Genomic DNA, 17,282 nt, shown 5'->3' on the forward strand with positions numbered 1-17,282 from the left:
ATCAAGTAGGCTAGAACTTATATTCAAAGTTAAGGGAGCTTATGGAAGGTTTCGATGGACAATCCGTTTTTCATGTATCAGTGTTCAGTGGCGATTATTATGGCAAGCTTTACGCTGGTACTGAGGCGTTAATTTTTTTGCAGGAAGAACCATTATCCAACGAAGAAATGCAAGATATTGCCAAGCGCAAAGATATATCGGCAACCTGCTTTGTCTGGCCGTCCGATAACAACTCCTCCTATCACATTCGTTTCTATAACCCAGAAACTGAAATTCAGCTTTGTGGTCATGGCTTATTGGCTGCAGCAAAGGTTTTGTATGAAAAAAGTTTAATTCAGTTATCGGAGCCTGTTGAATTTATCACCCAATCTTCACATATCAAAGCTAGAATAGACGAAGACCAACGGGTTTGGATTGGATTTAAACCGGCATTAATCGAACCAGCGTCAATTCCAAACTGGGCTGAAGACTGCTGTAACATTTTACCTGTTGAAGTATCTAAAGTAGGCCCAAGTAATGGGTACTGGATTTTTGAATGGCCAGAGGGTTTTGATTTAAAACAACTCGCTGTTAGCTTTGATAAATTAACATTCGCAACAGAGCGAGCATTAATAGCTACTACCAGGTCTCAAGCCAAAGGTTTTGATTATGACCTTCGCTATTTCGCACCACAGCATGGCGTTAATGAAGATAAGGCTACCGGATCTGCGAATAGGATTTTAGGTAGTTATTGGAATAATCGGTTGAAGCGTCATTCATTAAAAGCACAGCAGCTGTCTGATGTTGGAGCTATAATAGATATCGAGTATGAATCACCAGAGCTTTCAGGAGCGGAAGATGGCACAGTATGGATTTCGGGAAAGGTTATAGTAGATGCTTGAACAAACAACATCAGTAGAAAAAAGTAACGATGTAGAGCGAGTCTTAGCTGACTTTGTTAACGTTCGTAATTTCTCTGAAAAGTTGTGTGAGCCGCTGAAACCTGAAGACTATAATCTACAGGCAATCGCTGAAACCAGTCCAGCAAAGTGGCATCTCGCCCATACAAGCTGGTTTTTTGAAACCTTTATTCTCAAAAAGTTTCAATCAAACTACTCATGTTTTGATCCGCAGTATGAGTATCTCTTCAATTCCTATTACAACTCAATTGGTGAACAGTATCCTCGCCCTAACAGAGGATTATTATCAAAGCCTGATGTAGAAGAAATTTATCGATATCGACAATTTGTTACCGAAAAAATCCAACAATTGCTCAATCAGTTAGCTGACGTCAATAGCGATAGTCTTATCGAAGTTATTAGCCTGATAAGGCTCGGCATCAATCATGAGCAGCAGCATCAGGAATTGCTGTTAACTGATATAAAGTACAACTTGTTCCAGAACCCTATTTTTCCTGCCTATCGTGATTCTTCAGAACCTGTAGTGCATAGCTTGCCTGAAGACAAGTCACTTCCTCCAGTTGAGTGGATAGCTTTTGATGAACAACTTGTGTCCATAGGAGATAATCAAACTGATTCACCGATAAGCCAATCTGGTTTTGTGTATGACAATGAAACACCTAAGCATAAGTTTTATCGGCAATCGTTTTTAGTGGCCAATCGACTGACAACCAACGGTGAGTATCTGAAGTTTATAGAGCAGGGTGGGTATTCAGACCCACAATATTGGTTAAGCGATGGCTGGGATGCAGTTCGAAATCAGAAATGGCAAGCACCACTTTACTGGTATCAACAAGACGGCAACTGGTATATCTATACGTTAAATGGTGTGCAGTCTTTACAGCTTGATCAGCCTGTAACTCACGTTAGCTACTATGAAGCTGATGCCTTTGCACGTTGGAGTGGGGCGCGCTTATTGACAGAGCAAGAGTGGGAATCGATAGCTACCGGTAAATCGCTGGCCAAAGGTTTTGGTAATTTCGTTGAAGATGATGTTCTACATCCAGTTGTTGCAAAGGAGTCTGATAAACTGAAACAAATGTTTGGTGACGTTTGGGAATGGACCTCCAGTGCCTATTCAGCTTACCCTGGCTTTAAACCTGCAGCTGGTGCTGTTGGTGAATACAATGGCAAGTTCATGTGCAATCAATATGTGCTTCGAGGAGGCTCATGTGTTACCAGTCGAAGTCATATTCGCAAAACCTACCGAAATTTTTTCTATCCAGATGCGCGCTGGCAGTTTTCAGGTATTCGTCTGGCCCGCGATAGCTAATTAATTGAGCCCCTCCAATGAATTCAAAAACACAAAATATTAGCGCAGAACAACAAGACATACTTGATGGCTTAACCAGCGAACAAAAAAACATCAACCCAAAGTATTTTTATGATCATCATGGCTCAAAGCTGTTTGAAAAAATTACTGAACTTGAAGAATACTATCCGACGAGAACTGAGCTGAATATTCTGGCTGATAAAGCTGATGAAATTGCCACCTTTATTAATAAAGGTTCATTAATCGTTGAACCCGGTGCCGGTAACTGCACAAAAATTGAATATCTCCTTGAAGCTATTCACCCGAGCGTTTACGTACCCCAGGATGTCTCAGAAGAATTTCTGCAAATGTCAGCAGCACGATTATCGCAACGCTATCCATGGCTGCATGTAGAGCCTATAGCTAGTGATTTTTCCGACCCAATCGTCCTGCCCGCCAAATATCAAAATATGCAAAAGCATGTATTCTATCCGGGCTCCACCATTGGTAATTTTGAGCCTGAAGCTGCGGTTCAGTTTCTAAAGAATATGCATCAGCTTGTAGGTAATAATGGCGGGATAATACTTGGCGTTGATTTACATAAAGAAAATGATATCCTGCACGCTGCTTACAATGATGAGGAGGGAATCACTGCTCAGTTTAACCTCAATACACTTAGGCACATTAACCAAATACTCAACTCAAATATAGCAATAGACCAGTTTTCTCATCATGCGATTTATAACAGCAGTAAGCAGCGTATTGAAATGTATCTGAGAAGTAAAACAGAGCAAAGCTACAGTATCCTTGGTCATGAAATACAATTTGAGCCAGGCGAGCTAATCCATACAGAGCATTCTTATAAATACACACTGGATGGTATTGCTGAGCTTGCTGAAAAAGCAGGGTTCTCTCTACAAAAAAGCTGGCTTGATGAAGACGAATTGTTTAGTGTTAGCTACCTTAAATCATAATTACTATCTTAGTTAGCTAATGGAATACTTCACCGAACTTGGCTACCTCGGACTTTTCATAGCCTCATTCCTAGCTGCCACGATCCTGCCTCTTAGTTCTGAGCTAGTATTAACGGCATTGTTACTCAATGGTTTATCGCCAGAGAACCTCGTGATAATCGCCACTATTGGTAATGTTCTCGGCTCTTTAACAAACTATGGATTAGGATACTGGGCCAGTAAGACCGTTATTCAAAAATGGTTACGGATGTCAGAAAGCGAGTTTGTTCGAGCAGAAGAACGGTTTAAAAAATATGGTATCATCGCGCTACTTTTTGCATGGGTTCCAATAATCGGTGACCCACTGACTGTCATGGCCGGCATATTACGGATCAGGCTGCTATGGTTCCTGATGCTTGTGACAACAGGTAAATTTCTACGTTATTACATCCTTGCCACTATAATCCTTCAGTGACCAAATACCTGTCTCATCTTGCTTCATCCATTTATAAAAGCTATGGTATTTTCTCTAATTAATATTGGGGTTAATAATGAAACGTTCTCAATTCCTTTCAGGCATTTTACTAGTTCTTACCTTACTGACATCGAATGATTCACTTGCAGAAAAATATGCGCTCAAAGGCGGCCGTTTAATTGATGGTTACGGTGGACCACCACTAGCTAATAGTATAGTTCTTGTTGAAGATGGGATTATCAAAGCTGTTGGTCAAGTAGGGCAGCTCAATATACCGGATGGCTTTAAAGTAGTATCAACTGAAGGTATGGATGTATTGCCAGGGCTTTGGGAAAGCCATGCTCACCTGATGTTGAACGGACATGCGGATTATAGCCATTGGCAACCGACTTATCGTGAGCGCCAAGTGGATGAGATTATGCCTGCCAGCGCAGTTCAACTATTACTTGCAGGCGTAACCAGTGCTAGAGATTTAGGGGCAAACCTTGAGGACTCGATCGAAATCAAAAATCAGATAGAGAAGGGCGAGATAGCGGGGCCCAATTTATTTGTTTCCGGTCCATTTTTGCAATATGAGCCATATCCTGGCTCTGAGCACTATCGCTGGGGCGTTAAAACTGTTCGTGAAGCCAAACAGAAAGTCAGACAGCTAGCAAAAGCCGGCGTCGACATGATTAAACTGGTCGATCAGGATCAAATGGAATTAGAAGTTGCTCAAGCTATTGTCGATACTGCTCATGAAAATAATTTAAAAGTCATCGGCCACTCTCATCGTCCCGATGAGATCCGAGTTGGTTTAAAAATTGGTGTTGATAATTTTGAGCATACTGGCTTAACCACAGCGCCAGAATATCCTGAAGACGTTATGAGGCTTTTAAAAGAGCGCACAGCAACTGGGCGTGTCGCTGGAGGGCCTTTGTTTTGGACCCCGACAGTTGAAGGTCTTTATCAATATCCCGAGCTAATTAAGAACCCAGAGCGTCTTGATAATACTTGTTGGCACAGAGGTTTGAAGTCCGACACCATTAAAGACATCAAAGCATCGTTAACCGATCCAGGTAAACTTGATTACATGCAGTTAACACCTTTACGTCAACCGACTTTAAAAAAGAAAATTTCGCAGCTTAAAGAAGCTGGGGTGGTTTTCTTGATCGGTACTGACAGTGGCATTCCGACAAAATTTCACTGCCAGAGTACCTGGAACGAAATGGTCGTACTGACCAATGATATGAATATTCCAGCGATGGACGTTATTCGTTCAGCGACGTATTGGCCAGCGGTTATGATGGGTGTTCAAGATCGTCTGGGTAGTATAACTGCTGGAAAACAGGCAGATATTATTGCTGTAGACGGTGATGTATTGCGTTATATGAACTTGATATCTGACGTAGATTTCGTAATGAAGAAAGGGGTTATTTATCGTCAAAATGGACAAGTTGTTGAGGATAAATTAGCCCCTAAACAACGACTGTAATTTTAATTAGAAACGCTCCTACCCATTTGTTATGAGTAGGAGTTCTTCATTATTAAGCTTTAACTTTAACAATCGTATCGACCGATAGTTTGCCTGCGCCTGATATTGCCAGCGATACAGATGCTGCTAAAAGAATTAAGGCAAATTCATAACCATTGTTGCTAACAAATAGTCCATTACCAATATGCACGGTCATAGCCATCAGCATAGTGAAAGCAGTAACAATCGCTGCTGGGCGTGTTAACAACCCTAGAACTAGGGCTAAACCACCAAAAAACTCCGCACTGCCGGCTAATAGAGCCATGATATAACCTGGCTCAAAACCCACACTAGCCAGCCACTGGCCAGTTCCTTCCAAACCGTAACCACCAAACCAGCCGAATAGCTTTTGGGCACCATGAGCCATAAAGATAATACCAAGTGGTATACGGATGACGAGCGGTGCCCAACTTTGATTCTGTACAAAGAAATGTTTTAACAATGTGTGTTTCATAATTACTCTCCAAAAGACCTGATTAAGTTGACGAATCCATATTACTCTTATAAATAATGACGATAAATGCTATGTTTGTTGAGTTATTATCAATAATATGTTTATAAAGTTGAGGTGGTATGGATAAACTTGATTTAATGCAGGCCTTTATAGCAGTAGCACAACAGGGCTCTTTTACATCTGCGGCCGAAAAATTGGGAGCTTCAACCCAGCTCATAAGTAAATATGTATCGCAACTAGAATCTGAACTTAAGGTTCGTCTGTTACACAGAACGACGCGCAGCGTAACTGTAACCGAAGCTGGATTGGCTTACCTGGAAAGAGCGCAGCAAATTCTATCGGATATTGATGCTCTTGAGGGCTCGATAAAAGAGCAGGGCGATGAGCCAAAGGGGCGACTGAGAATCAGCGCACCAATGTCATTCTCTACTTTGCATTTGGGAAAACCACTGGCAGATTTTCAGCAGCAATACGAGGCGGTTACCATTGACCTTCAACTTAACGACAGGAAAGTTGATATTGTAGAAGAGGGATTTGATTTAGCCATTCGGATTGGTCAGTTAGAGAGCTCGTCTCTGATAGCACGAAAGATTTCGCCAATTCACCTGATGATGTGTGCATCGCCTGAATACCTGGCAAAACATGGAGAGCCACAAAGTTTAGAAGATCTACAAGGGCACAGGTACCTGCATTACAGTTATCGAAATGAGGATTTACCCGCGCTGGTGTCCACTAAGAATAAAGGGCTAATCCTCAATAAACAGAAAGGCAGCATCGTAGCTAACAATGGTGAGGTTCTGACCAAGGCTGCCGTTGCAGGAGCAGGAATTGTCTTGCAACCTACTTTTATAGTGGGCCCCTATATTGCTCAAGGGAAATTAAAGCCGATTCTTACACAGTATAAGCAGGATCCGCTCGGATTATACGCAGTATATCCACACCGCAAATATCTCTCCGCAAAAGTTCGAAGTTTTATCGACCATTTGCAATCTTTCTTTGGAGACAGACCCTATTGGGATGATTTTTGATTTAATATCGATTAAGAACCTAAAAGCTGTTTTAATGCTAGTATCAAAGACTGTTCAATAATTATATAACTTCAATATTTAATCGGGGAGTAATATGTTTGAAATAATACCAAATTGGCATCCAATATTTGTTCACTTTACTGTTTCACTCCTAGTCATTGCTGGTTTTCTACAGCTGTTTATTTGGTTATTCTCTTCTAAGGCTTCATCAGCACTTATAAGTACTCAAAAGTGGTTGGTTGTTCTCAGTGCTATTGCTGTTTTAGCGACTGTAGCCACCGGTTTGCAGGCCTATTACAGTGTGGCCCATGACACACCCTCACACCTGGCCATGACTGACCACAGAAACTGGGCAATAGCCACCAGTATTGTGTTTATCATTGGTGCAGCTTTGTACTTCATTGTCCCAAAGTTAAAGCAAAATTTGGCTGGGATTTTCTTTGTTGCTGCTCTAATACTTGTGTCAGTAACCGCAATGAAAGGCGGGGAGCTTGTTTATCGTCATGGCCTTGGTGTCATGTCATTGCCTGAAGTAAGCGGGGAAGGGCATGACCATGAACACGCTGATGGTGAGGGACATGGTGATCAAGATGAGCAGCATGCAGATTCACAGGGCACTATTGACACAAAAGAAAGTGCTCATGACCATGATAGTTCAGATGGCCATCATAATGAACGCAGTGCTGATGACAATGACACCGCTGCTATTAAATCAATTATCGCAGATATTAAATACGGCTGGGAAAATGGCGACGGTACTCCATTCCGTAAGCACTTCCTGGATTTTGAGGGGGCACGCTATGTTGAGTCTGGTGGTCAAAACGAAGGACTTGATGATCTTGTCACTCACCATGTAGAGCCTGAAAAAGATGCCTTAGAATATTTATCTCTGGAGTTCTCAAATATTGAAATCCATTTTGAAAATAACTTTGCCTGGGCTGTTGCTGACACACGAGTCAAAGGTAAGGTCAACAAAACGGGCTATGAGTTTGATAAATCAGGCTACCAGACATTCCTGTTCCGCAAAGTAAACGAACAGTGGAAAGTGGTGCATACACATTCATCATCAAGAGATTACAAAGAGCCTAAAGTAAAAGAGCCTACTGACAAGGAAGAAGAGGCGACTCACTCTCATGACGAGCCGCATGAGCACTAAGCAGTTCCTTAAGTCTATATACTAGAAAGCCCCTAAAATGGGGCTTTTTTATTGATTAGTTATTCCAATACTTATTTCATAAACTCAATTGAAGTAGTGTTCGTCACGCTTAATTAAAATTTAGTGTAGAGATAAGCTCATTTGTAAAACCGATTGACAATCGGTTTTATGCATGTAATTATCGCTTAACCTTTTTTTTACCAGTACTTAAAATGGTTCTAGGCGAGCTCGAAAAGCAAGTATTACAGTATTTATGGGAATATCCTGATTCAGATGCGAAGCAGGTACACGTTGTTTTGTCTAATCAACGTGGTGGGGGAACCTTGAATACCATTCAGAGCACTCTTGATCGCCTTTACAAGAAAGGTCTGCTTTCTCGCAAAAAGAAGGGTTTAGCCTATTACTACAAGGCTAAACTTGATAGAGAGCACCTGATTGCAAAGTTAATTGATAATGTCACCAGTGACTTTGTTCGTGCTGGTGAAAATAGTCTTATCGCCGCATTTTCATCCATATCATCAGATCTCGATGACTCGCAACTTGAAGAGCTTGAACAGCTCATACAAAAACAAAGACAGGCCAGGGGCTAACGAGTTATATGATAATAGGTGACTGGGCCTTAGTCTTTAATTTAGCAAGCATCGGTTTGATGGGGCTTTTTATAGCTCACGCGCTTCAATCGATAGGCTGGCTATTAATTAAAAAAAAGCTAATGGCTCTATGTCCGCAGTCTAGAAAAAACCTACTACTATCATGGGTAGTATCTCCTTTTATTCTTAGCTTGGTTGTAACTGCATTTTTCTACCTCTCAATTACAGGTTCACACGAAATCCTAAATAATATTGCTCATTGGCACCATGCTTATGTTTTTAACTTCAATAGTTGGCATGGTTTTTTGCTGGTTAGTTTTATACTGTATTTTTTATGGAAGCTGTTTCTGGCTGTCAGACAGTGGCGTAGTCAGCGCTCTGACATCAAAAGTCTGAATCTATTGAGTGGTGTACATACCGGTAGACGTTGTAACGATTTAAACTACTTTTTATTAGACAGTAAAAGTCCCGCTGCATTTGTCGCTGGAATTATCAAACCAAAGTGTTATTTAACAATTGGCTTAAAGCAACAACTGTCCTCAAATGAGCTTAATATTGTGTTGAAGCATGAGAAGGCACACATAGACTTTAAAGACGCTTTATCAAAGTATCTTTTTAATTTGTTGACTATTTTCTACCCGAGTAAAATACGACTTCAGATCAAACAAAATTATATCTTGGCACTTGAGCAAATTGCGGATCAGGAAGTCTCTAAGTCATATAAAGCTGTAGATGTTGCATCAACATTGGTGAAGGTCGCAAGACTTCAAAAAATGCATAAATCACAGTTAAGTTTCTGCCACTTCGGTAGTGAGCATATCAGCTTACGTGTTGAGCAGTTAATTGCACCTAATGCTCTAACTGTTTTACCTAAAGGCATGAGTATTATCGGTATCATTTTAATGATGCTGGTAACGCTTTCCGCAATTGATGCCTCTCATCACCTCGTAGAATCTTTATTCAACCATTAATTAAGGTTACTTATGTCGTTTAATAATTCATTGAACAGGCCTGGCAAACCGATTGCCAATCGGTTTTCAGTAAAAACTAAGTTCAATATCACAATGCTTCTCACGGCACTTTTAACTCTTTTTAGTATCAATGCAGTAGCAGAAACTTCAAATGTCGGCCATCAGATCGGTCTATCAGAAGCTATACAAGTAACTTTAGATAATCATCCTGAGATGGCCCGCTATCGTTACCAAAAGCAAAAATTTGATGCTCTTACCAAACAGGCAGGTGTGAGCCAAAAGCCACAGCTCGATGTGACTATTGAAGATGCATTTGGCTCTGGTGATTACAGCGGGTTTGATGCTGCTCAGACTACCATCGGTATAAGCTGGATACTTGATGGGGACCTGGTTGATAGTCGAATTAAAGCTTCGAGGGAAGCCTCTTCACAGCTTAGTTTTGAACGTGAAATTAAAGCATTAGATTTATCTTCTGATACGGCCAAAACTTTTGTTGAGCACATAGCACTTCAAGAGCAAATCAAACTGGCACGCCTAAATCTACAGCAGACCCAGGAAGCTTATGAGTCCATTGTCAGTCTGAATAAAAGGGGCAAAGGCTCAACTATCGATACCATACAGATGAAAGCGAATGTTGCTCGCTCTGAACTGATGATTGAAGATTTGGAGCATGAGTTGAAAGCCACACAGAGACGTTTCATGAATAATCTTGGTGAAGAAGCTAAGTTGATGACTCCCAAAGGAAACTTATTTTCAATACCTGCTATAGATAATCTGAATGAATCTATGGCCAAACTCAAAGAACATCCTCGACTGCTAGCATTTGCTAATAAAAGCCGAGTCCTGGAGTCACAAATTGAATTGGCGCGTATAGAAGCTGAGCCAAGATGGGAATTTTCTACAGGCCTACGACGTTACGAAAGAACCAGTGACGTAGGTATCGTTGCTGGTTTTTCTGTGTCTCTTGGCAGCAGTGGCAGCAATGCCGGAAAAATCCAGTCTTTGCGAGCTGAGCGATCTATTTATGAAGTTGAGTCTGAGGTCCTAAGGCGAGAGCTTTACACTCAGCTTTATGTCTTATTACAAGAAATTGAACACAGCAAGCATGTCATTAACGTCAATCAGCAACAAATAATCCCTCTTTTAAAAGAAGCTAAAGAAGAGGTTAATAAAGCTTATCAAATAGGGCGCACAAGCTATCTTCAATGGTTCAATATTCATCAGGATTATTTAGTCGCTCATTTAGAATTAATCAATGCCTACAAAATGCTACACCTGAAAAATATTGAATTGCAGCGTCTGACTGGCACTACATTAGAAACCATAGAGAACTAATTATGCACAAACTTACCTATCAATCGATATTAGTCGGCTTGTTATTTTTGGCTTCGGTTTGTTTTTCTACAGAAACCTTTGCATTTTCTGGGGCTGCTGAAAAAGAAGTGGTTGTAGAAAAAGGGCCTCATAATGGACGCATGTTACGCCAAGATGGTTTTGCAATTGAGCTTTCAATATTTGAAACGGGAGTTCCTCCTGAGTTTCGCGTATGGGCCACAAAAGATGGCGAAACTTTAGCACCTGAATCAGTAGATTTAAACGTCAAACTTACACGCTTAGGCGGTGTCGTGGATGATATCAATTTCAAACCTGAAAATGACTACCTAAGAGGCGATATGGTCATTTATGAACCACACTCATTTTTAGTTACGGTTTCAGCAAAGCATCAAGGCCAATCGTATCGTTGGGAGTATGAAAATTTTGAGGGAAGAACTCAGATTGCTGACAAAGTCGCCGATGCAATGGGGATAGAAACTGAAATCGCTGGCCCTGCAACATTGCACCAGACTATTGAAGTATATGGAGTGTTAAAATGGCCACCGGGAGCACAAAGGCAACTAAAAGCTCGATTCGATGGCGAGGTGCGCAAGGTTCACGTAGAACTTGGTGCCCGTGTTGAAAAAGGACAAACTTTATTGACCATTGAAAGTAACGAGAGTCTAAGTCCTTACTCTATCCGTTCACCACTTTCAGGAGTGGTTACAGGCCTATTTGCAAGCGAAGGCGAGCAAGCTAATGAGCAGACATTGATTGAAGTAACTGCTACTGACAGTCTCATAGCAGAGTTAGCGGTTTTCCCATCTGATCGGACAAAAGTAAAGTTGAATGCACCGGTTGAGTTAAGTGTTAATAGTTTGAGCACTCCGATCAAATCAGTTATTGACAGTAGCCTCCCTCAAACTCGATCCGATCAAGCCAAAGTATATCGAGTCAAAGTTGACAATACCGAACTGGGATTAAGCGAAGGACAGTTTGTAACTGCTCAAATCGAAGTTAATACACTAGAAGTTCAACTAGCCGTAAAACGTACTGGTTTACAGGCATTTAGAGACTTTACAGTAGTTTATGCGAAAGTAGGGGAGCAGTACGAAGTTAGAATGCTTGAACTTGGCGAACAGGATGCTGAGTGGATTGAAGTTCTGGGTGGGCTAGAGCCTGGCACAGAGTACGTCACGGAAAATAGTTTCATTATCAAAGCCGATATCGAAAAATCCGGCGCATCACACGACCATTAGGAGTGAGTAATGCTGGATAAAATTTTACGCTTTTCGATACAGCGAAACTTTTTAATATTACTCGGGGTTCTTGCTTTAGCTGGACTCGGTTTATGGAACTTTAAAAAGCTGCCAATTGATGCAGTACCTGATATTACTAATGTACAGGTCATGATCAATACAGAAGCAGCTGGTTACACGCCTCTTGAGGTAGAGCAGCGAGTAACATACCCACTTGAAACAGCTTTAGCCGGACTACCGGGTTTGACTAATACGCGTTCGGTTTCACGATACGGCTTGTCACAAGTAATTGCTATTTTTAACGACGAAACCGATGTCTATTTTGCAAGGCAGTTGGTTAATGAACGCCTTCTTTCTGCAAAATCTGAGTTGCCACCAGGTGTTGAACCACAGCTAGGTCCTATTGCTACCGGCCTGGGTGAGATCTTTATGTTCACCGTTGATGCTGAGCCAGGTGCTGTTAATGACTCTGGCGAGCCAATCACTCCTATGGACTTAAGAACGGTTCATGATTGGATCATTCGCCCACAACTTATGCGAGTCCCTGGCGTTGTTGAAGTTAATCCCATTGGTGGTTATGAGCGAGAAATACTGGTTGCTTTCGAACCAAAAAAATTGCTGTCTTTTAGCCTTACTCAAAGCGATGTTATTTCGGCGATTCAGCAAAATAACGCCAATCAGGGTGCCGGATTTATCGAGAATAGTGGTGCTCAGTGGCTCATTAGAGTGCCAGGGCAGGTAGATTCACTGGAGGCAATTGAGTCAATTCCGGTCAGCACTAAAAATGGCTCAAGTGTCAGAGTATCGGATGTTGCAACAGTAACAGAAGGGCACGGATTAAGGACCGGTGCAGCAACTCAAAATGGCCGTGAAGTTGTTATGAGCACGGTGTTCATGCTGATTGGTGAGAATAGCCGTACCGTTGCACATGCTGTTGGTCAAAAACTGAAAGAAATCAATCAAACTCTTCCTGATGGTGTTGTTGCAACTGCAGTATACGATAGAACTAAGTTAGTCGATGAGACACTTACAACGGTAACGACAAACCTCACCGAAGGTGCGTTGCTCGTTATCGTTATTTTGTTCTTGTTGCTGGGAAATATTAGAGCTGCATTTTTAACTGCTCTGGTTATTCCATTTGCAATGCTGATGACGATTACCGGAATGGTACAGACCAGAGTCAGTGCAAACCTGATGAGTCTTGGTGCTTTAGATTTTGGTTTGTTGGTAGATGGCGCCATTATTATTGTTGAAAACTGTTTACGGCGACTTAGCCAAAATAGTCACCAACAGGGACAGTTACCTTTGCGCGAACGTCTTGATATCGTTTTCAATGCAACAAGAGAAGTCATCCGCCCGGCAATGTTCGGAGTTTTCATTATCACAGCGGTTTATCTTCCAATATTTGCATTGGAAGGTGTTGAAGGGAAGATGTTCCATCCAATGGCCATCACCGTGGTTATTGCATTGCTAAGTGCTATGCTGTTATCGATAACCTTTGTACCAGCTGCTACAGCACTATTATTTAAGAAACCTGTAAAAGAAAAGCGTAATTACATTATGCAGGCCGCCTCTAAGCTTTATCAGCCTGCGCTTGGCTGGGTCATAAAAGCTCGTTGGATAGTGTTATCTGTTGCCGCACTGCTGGTTGTAATTAGTGGTTACCAGGCGACAAGACTGGGTAGTGAGTTTGTACCTAATCTTGACGAAGGCGATATTGCCATGCATGCATTACGAATTCCTGGTACCTCATTAAGTCAGGCCATTGCGCTGCAAGAAAGTCTTGAAGAAAAAATTAAAGAAATGCCTGAAGTTGAAAGAGTATTTGCGAAAATTGGTACTGCCGATGTGGCGACCGATGCTGTTCCACCGAGTGTAGCGGATAATTTTATTATCTTGAAACCTCGCGATGAGTGGCCAGACCCCGATAAACCAAAAGCTCAGATCGTTCAGGAGTTATCAGATCTTGTTAACCAGATACCGGGCAATCGTTACGAATTCTTGCAACCAATTCAGATGCGTTTTAATGAGTTGTTGGCCGGTGTAAGAGCAGAACTTGCGATTAAAGTCTTTGGTGACGACCTAGAGAAACTGGCTGAAATCGGCGATGAAATTGAAGGGGCAATTGGCTCGGTTGAGGGAATTGCCGATTTGCAGGTAGAGCAGATTACTGGACTTCCTATGTTGGTAATTGAGCCTGATACAGGGAAGCTTGCTCAATATGGAATTACTAAATCACTGCTTCAACAACAAATCGCTACCGCAATGCGTGGTACCGTAGCAGGTAAGTTTTATGAAGGTGATATTCGTTCAGATATAGTGGTTCGACTTAATGAAGAAAGCCGTTCTAATATGGATAACCTGAATCGATTATCTATTCAGATTAATCATAAAACAGTACTGCCTTTGCAGGAGTTAGCAACTGTAAAAAAGGTTGTTGGTGCAAATCAGGTTAATCGTGAGAATGGCAAGAGAAGGGTAGTTGTCACCGCCAATGTCAGAGGAAGAGATTTAGGTTCATTTGTTGCAGATATTCAATCGGCTATTACTAAGGACGTTGAAATTCCTGCTGGGTACTGGATTGAATATGGTGGTACTTATCAGAAACTTCAGTCTGCATCAGATCGACTTAGCCTTGTTGTGCCATTAACACTGCTGATGATTATTGGCTTACTGATCCTTGCCCTTGGTTCTATAAAAGATGCACTTATTATCTTTTCTGGCGTACCGCTTGCATTAACTGGTGGGGTCGCGGCCTTAATGCTTCGTGATATTCCATTTTCTATTTCAGCGGCCGTCGGTTTTATTGCTTTGTCGGGTATAGCAATATTAAACGGACTGGTAATGGTTTCGTTCATCAGAGAGCTAATCAAAGATCGTCTAACAATAGACCAGGCAATTTTTCAAGGAGCTCTTACTCGCCTAAGGCCTGTATTGACTACAGCACTCGTTGCATCTCTGGGCTTTATTCCAATGGCTCTTAATACTGGAATTGGCTCAGAAGTACAGCGACCTTTAGCGACAGTCGTTATCGGTGGTATTATTTCATCCACACTTTTAACACTATTTGTAATACCCGCACTCTATAAATTACTACACAAAGACGTTACTCCAATTAAGGTGCAAAACAGTGAATAAAAAATTTATCTTTCTATTCTTGAAGATATTTGTGGCTATATTAGCCTTTGGATCAATTGATGCATTTGCTCATGGTGTCAATGACAGCACTCGTAGTTTTCTGGAAAACAATACCGGAGTGCAGTTCATCCCTTTCCTTTATATAGGTGCTAAGCACATGGTCACTGGATATGACCATTTGTTGTTCCTGGTCGGTGTCATTTTCTTCTTATACAAAAGCAAGGATGTCCTGCTGTACGTCACGATGTTCACTATTGGCCACAGCATCACCTTACTTTATGGAGTATTGAACGAAATCAATGTTAACCCATACATCATAGATGCCATTATCGGCTTATCGGTGGTTTATAAAGGCTTTGATAATCTCGGAGGCTTTAAACGGTTATTTGGAAAACAGCCAAATACTCAATTAGCAGTACTAATATTTGGTTTATTCCATGGTTTTGGTCTTGCTACCAAATTACAGGAATTCCAATTACCTGAAGATGGTTTATTAAGCAACATCATTGGTTTTAATATTGGTGTAGAAATAGGGCAGTTCGCAGCACTTGGCATAATCCTTCTGGTGATGAACGCTTGGAGAAAACTGCCTTCTTATGAACGTTTTTCTATAGCCACCAATACACTATTGATGAGTGCTGGATTTATGTTAATGGGCTACCAGCTTACTGGTTACTATTTAAATTAATTAAAGAGACATCTTATGCAACCAACAGTTAGTAATAAAAGTTTACTCAAAGCGACAATTATCGCTTTAGTTATTTCAGCAATTGCGCTGGTAACAATAATCCTACCATCGGAATACAATATCGATCCAACGGGTATAGGAGAAAAACTCGGCTTAACAGTCTTATCACAAAGCCAAACTGAAGAAAATTCAGAAACTATGACTGAGCAAAGCAGTGATACAAATGCTCAAAGCAAAGTTATTGAGGTCACAGTGCCTGCGGGTAGGGGAATTGAGTACAAGTTTGATATGGAAAAGTACTCAAAGCTTAAATATGAGTGGATGACTGATGGTCAATCACTTTATTTTGATCTTCATGGTGAGCCTGAAGGTGACACCACGGGTTATTTTGAAAGTTACGTTATAGCGACCAATGCCGAAATGAAAGGTTCATTCACAGCGCCTTTTGCAGGTTCGCACGGTTGGTACTGGAAGAATAACTCGGACCAGGATGTGGCAATTCAATTAATTGTCGAAGGTGAATTCGAAGTTATCGGTTTAAAACAGTAAATTGGAGTAATCATGAAACAACTTATTAGCATTTTAGCAGCATTAGTAATTATCACGGGCAGCGCGCAAGTTTCAGCCCATGGCGGTGGTCATGGCATCATTAGTGATCAAGAAGCTGTATTGGTAGCTGCTACAACGGTGAAAAAGATGACGTTTAAAGACTTTGGCTTCGACGTAGGAAAACTTGGAGACCAATGGAAAAGTATCAGTCAGGAAAATGTCACACTTATCGACATCATTGGTGGTAACTTTTTGCTTGAAGTAAAACACCCAGAGACATCAGAAACCATCTACATACAAGTTACAAAGAGTGGACAAGCTGTAGCCGCAACGGAATCGAAACCATCCTGATGATTGAGTGAGGTGGCGTATCCTTGCTACCTATAAACTTCTTTAAATACTGTATATCCCATTATTATGAATAATTAAAAAAGTTCGATATTACTGCAACGATTTAAAATTATTAGTGCACCAATTGTCGTCAACAATTAGAGTGATTTAATACAAAAATTCTATTTTCACTACACAAAATTACTGTCCACGAAAGTGTGTAAAAAATTAATTTACAGACAGCAACGATCATAAAACAAAAACAATTGTGGCGGATTTTGTTATTCTGAAGGGGCACTTATGAGCTTTTATATATAGATGGGGCGGTTTAGGAATGAGGCTTTGTGGGGGCTGGTTCACTATTTGATAATTTGGTTTTTATACATATCGAATTTTTTTTCTGGCGTCCCATACAGTACACTTAGCTGATTCTGGTAAAGATCTCAAGTTCTTTCTCTATTTCAATAGATACATCAGAAAATTACTCTTGTCAGCAAGAGTGGCGTTACCAGACATGAACCTAAAGAACGAAATAATGTCTCTTCGTTCCTGATCTTAATCAGTTATTGCGAATGAGTTGATCTAGATCAGTCTAAACGCATCAACATTACAGTCCTGCAATATTTGCGTAAGCCTTGTGTCATCTTCGTCTCGTTATCATAACTAAAGAACAT

General features: G+C 41.1%; 16 protein-coding genes. 15 read left to right on the forward strand and 1 reads right to left on the reverse strand.

Translation table 11 applies throughout. From position 1 onward, the window contains the following. The first annotated feature begins 41 nt into the window (after positions 1 to 41). The 5 genes from CW740_RS05900 to CW740_RS05920 all read left to right on the forward strand — a co-directional run bounded on the left by CW740_RS05900 (position 42) and on the right by CW740_RS05920 (position 5,092). Positions 42 to 881 carry a PhzF family phenazine biosynthesis protein gene (locus CW740_RS05900; protein WP_106646662.1) on the forward strand — a complete coding sequence of 280 codons (840 nt, stop codon included), beginning with the start codon at positions 42 to 44 and terminating at the stop codon, positions 879 to 881. Then, the gene (egtB, locus tag CW740_RS05905; RefSeq protein WP_106646663.1) at positions 874 to 2,211 is read left to right on the forward strand and encodes an ergothioneine biosynthesis protein EgtB; all 1,338 of its coding nucleotides are present in this window, start codon (positions 874 to 876) and stop codon (positions 2,209 to 2,211) included. The genes CW740_RS05900 and egtB overlap by 8 nt, the downstream gene beginning before the upstream one ends. Before the next feature lie 17 nt (positions 2,212 to 2,228). Continuing rightward, the gene (gene egtD, locus CW740_RS05910) at positions 2,229 to 3,164 is read left to right on the forward strand and encodes an L-histidine N(alpha)-methyltransferase (protein ID WP_106646664.1); all 936 of its coding nucleotides are present in this window, start codon (positions 2,229 to 2,231) and stop codon (positions 3,162 to 3,164) included. Between the two features lie 19 nt (positions 3,165 to 3,183). Continuing rightward, positions 3,184 to 3,618: a YqaA family protein gene (locus CW740_RS05915; protein WP_106646665.1), complete on the forward strand. Its 435-nt coding sequence runs from the start codon at positions 3,184 to 3,186 to the stop codon at positions 3,616 to 3,618. 76 nt (positions 3,619 to 3,694) lie between these two features. Further along, complete coding sequence (locus CW740_RS05920) at positions 3,695 to 5,092, forward strand: amidohydrolase family protein (protein WP_106646666.1); 1,398 nt, start codon at positions 3,695 to 3,697, stop codon at positions 5,090 to 5,092. A gap of 52 nt (positions 5,093 to 5,144) precedes the next feature. On the opposite strand, the gene CW740_RS05925 is transcribed toward CW740_RS05920, so the two are convergent. Further along, a complete protein-coding gene (locus CW740_RS05925) occupies positions 5,145 to 5,585 on the reverse strand; it encodes a DoxX family protein (RefSeq protein ID WP_106646667.1) in 441 nt (146 codons plus the stop codon). Positions 5,586 to 5,704: 119 nt separating this feature from the next. On the opposite strand from CW740_RS05925, the gene CW740_RS05930 reads away from it, so the two are divergent. The 10 genes from CW740_RS05930 (at position 5,705) to CW740_RS05975 (ending at position 16,629) form a co-directional block, all read left to right on the forward strand. After that, the gene (locus CW740_RS05930) at positions 5,705 to 6,613 is read left to right on the forward strand and encodes a LysR family transcriptional regulator (protein WP_106646668.1); all 909 of its coding nucleotides are present in this window, start codon (positions 5,705 to 5,707) and stop codon (positions 6,611 to 6,613) included. A 94-nt stretch (positions 6,614 to 6,707) separates the two neighbouring features. Beyond that, the gene (locus tag CW740_RS05935) at positions 6,708 to 7,769 is read left to right on the forward strand and encodes a DUF2231 domain-containing protein (protein WP_106646669.1); all 1,062 of its coding nucleotides are present in this window, start codon (positions 6,708 to 6,710) and stop codon (positions 7,767 to 7,769) included. A 212-nt stretch (positions 7,770 to 7,981) separates the two neighbouring features. Next, complete coding sequence (locus CW740_RS05940; protein ID WP_106646670.1) at positions 7,982 to 8,359, forward strand: BlaI/MecI/CopY family transcriptional regulator; 378 nt, start codon at positions 7,982 to 7,984, stop codon at positions 8,357 to 8,359. Between the two features lie 8 nt (positions 8,360 to 8,367). Then, entirely contained in the window at positions 8,368 to 9,330 is a 963-nt protein-coding gene (locus CW740_RS05945; protein ID WP_106646671.1) for a M56 family metallopeptidase, read from the forward strand. A gap of 12 nt (positions 9,331 to 9,342) precedes the next feature. Then, a complete protein-coding gene (locus tag CW740_RS05950) occupies positions 9,343 to 10,665 on the forward strand; it encodes a TolC family protein (protein ID WP_106646672.1) in 1,323 nt (440 codons plus the stop codon). A gap of 2 nt (positions 10,666 to 10,667) precedes the next feature. Further along, positions 10,668 to 11,903 carry an efflux RND transporter periplasmic adaptor subunit gene (locus CW740_RS05955; RefSeq protein ID WP_106646673.1) on the forward strand — a complete coding sequence of 412 codons (1,236 nt, stop codon included), beginning with the start codon at positions 10,668 to 10,670 and terminating at the stop codon, positions 11,901 to 11,903. 9 nt (positions 11,904 to 11,912) lie between these two features. Then, the gene (locus CW740_RS05960) at positions 11,913 to 15,041 is read left to right on the forward strand and encodes an efflux RND transporter permease subunit (RefSeq protein WP_106646674.1); all 3,129 of its coding nucleotides are present in this window, start codon (positions 11,913 to 11,915) and stop codon (positions 15,039 to 15,041) included. Then, the gene (locus CW740_RS05965; RefSeq protein WP_106646675.1) at positions 15,034 to 15,729 is read left to right on the forward strand and encodes a HupE/UreJ family protein; all 696 of its coding nucleotides are present in this window, start codon (positions 15,034 to 15,036) and stop codon (positions 15,727 to 15,729) included. Before CW740_RS05960 ends, CW740_RS05965 begins: the two co-directional genes overlap by 8 nt. 15 nt (positions 15,730 to 15,744) lie before the next feature. Beyond that, positions 15,745 to 16,278, forward strand: coding sequence for a hypothetical protein (locus CW740_RS05970; protein WP_106646676.1), 534 nt, complete (start codon positions 15,745 to 15,747; stop codon positions 16,276 to 16,278). 12 nt (positions 16,279 to 16,290) lie between these two features. Further along, positions 16,291 to 16,629, forward strand: coding sequence for a DUF6488 family protein (locus CW740_RS05975; protein WP_106646677.1), 339 nt, complete (start codon positions 16,291 to 16,293; stop codon positions 16,627 to 16,629). The last annotated feature ends 653 nt before the right edge of the window (positions 16,630 to 17,282 follow it).

It is taken from the genome of Kangiella profundi (genome assembly GCF_002838765.1).
In the GTDB taxonomy this organism is placed as follows: Bacteria; Pseudomonadota; Gammaproteobacteria; order Enterobacterales; family Kangiellaceae; genus Kangiella; species Kangiella profundi.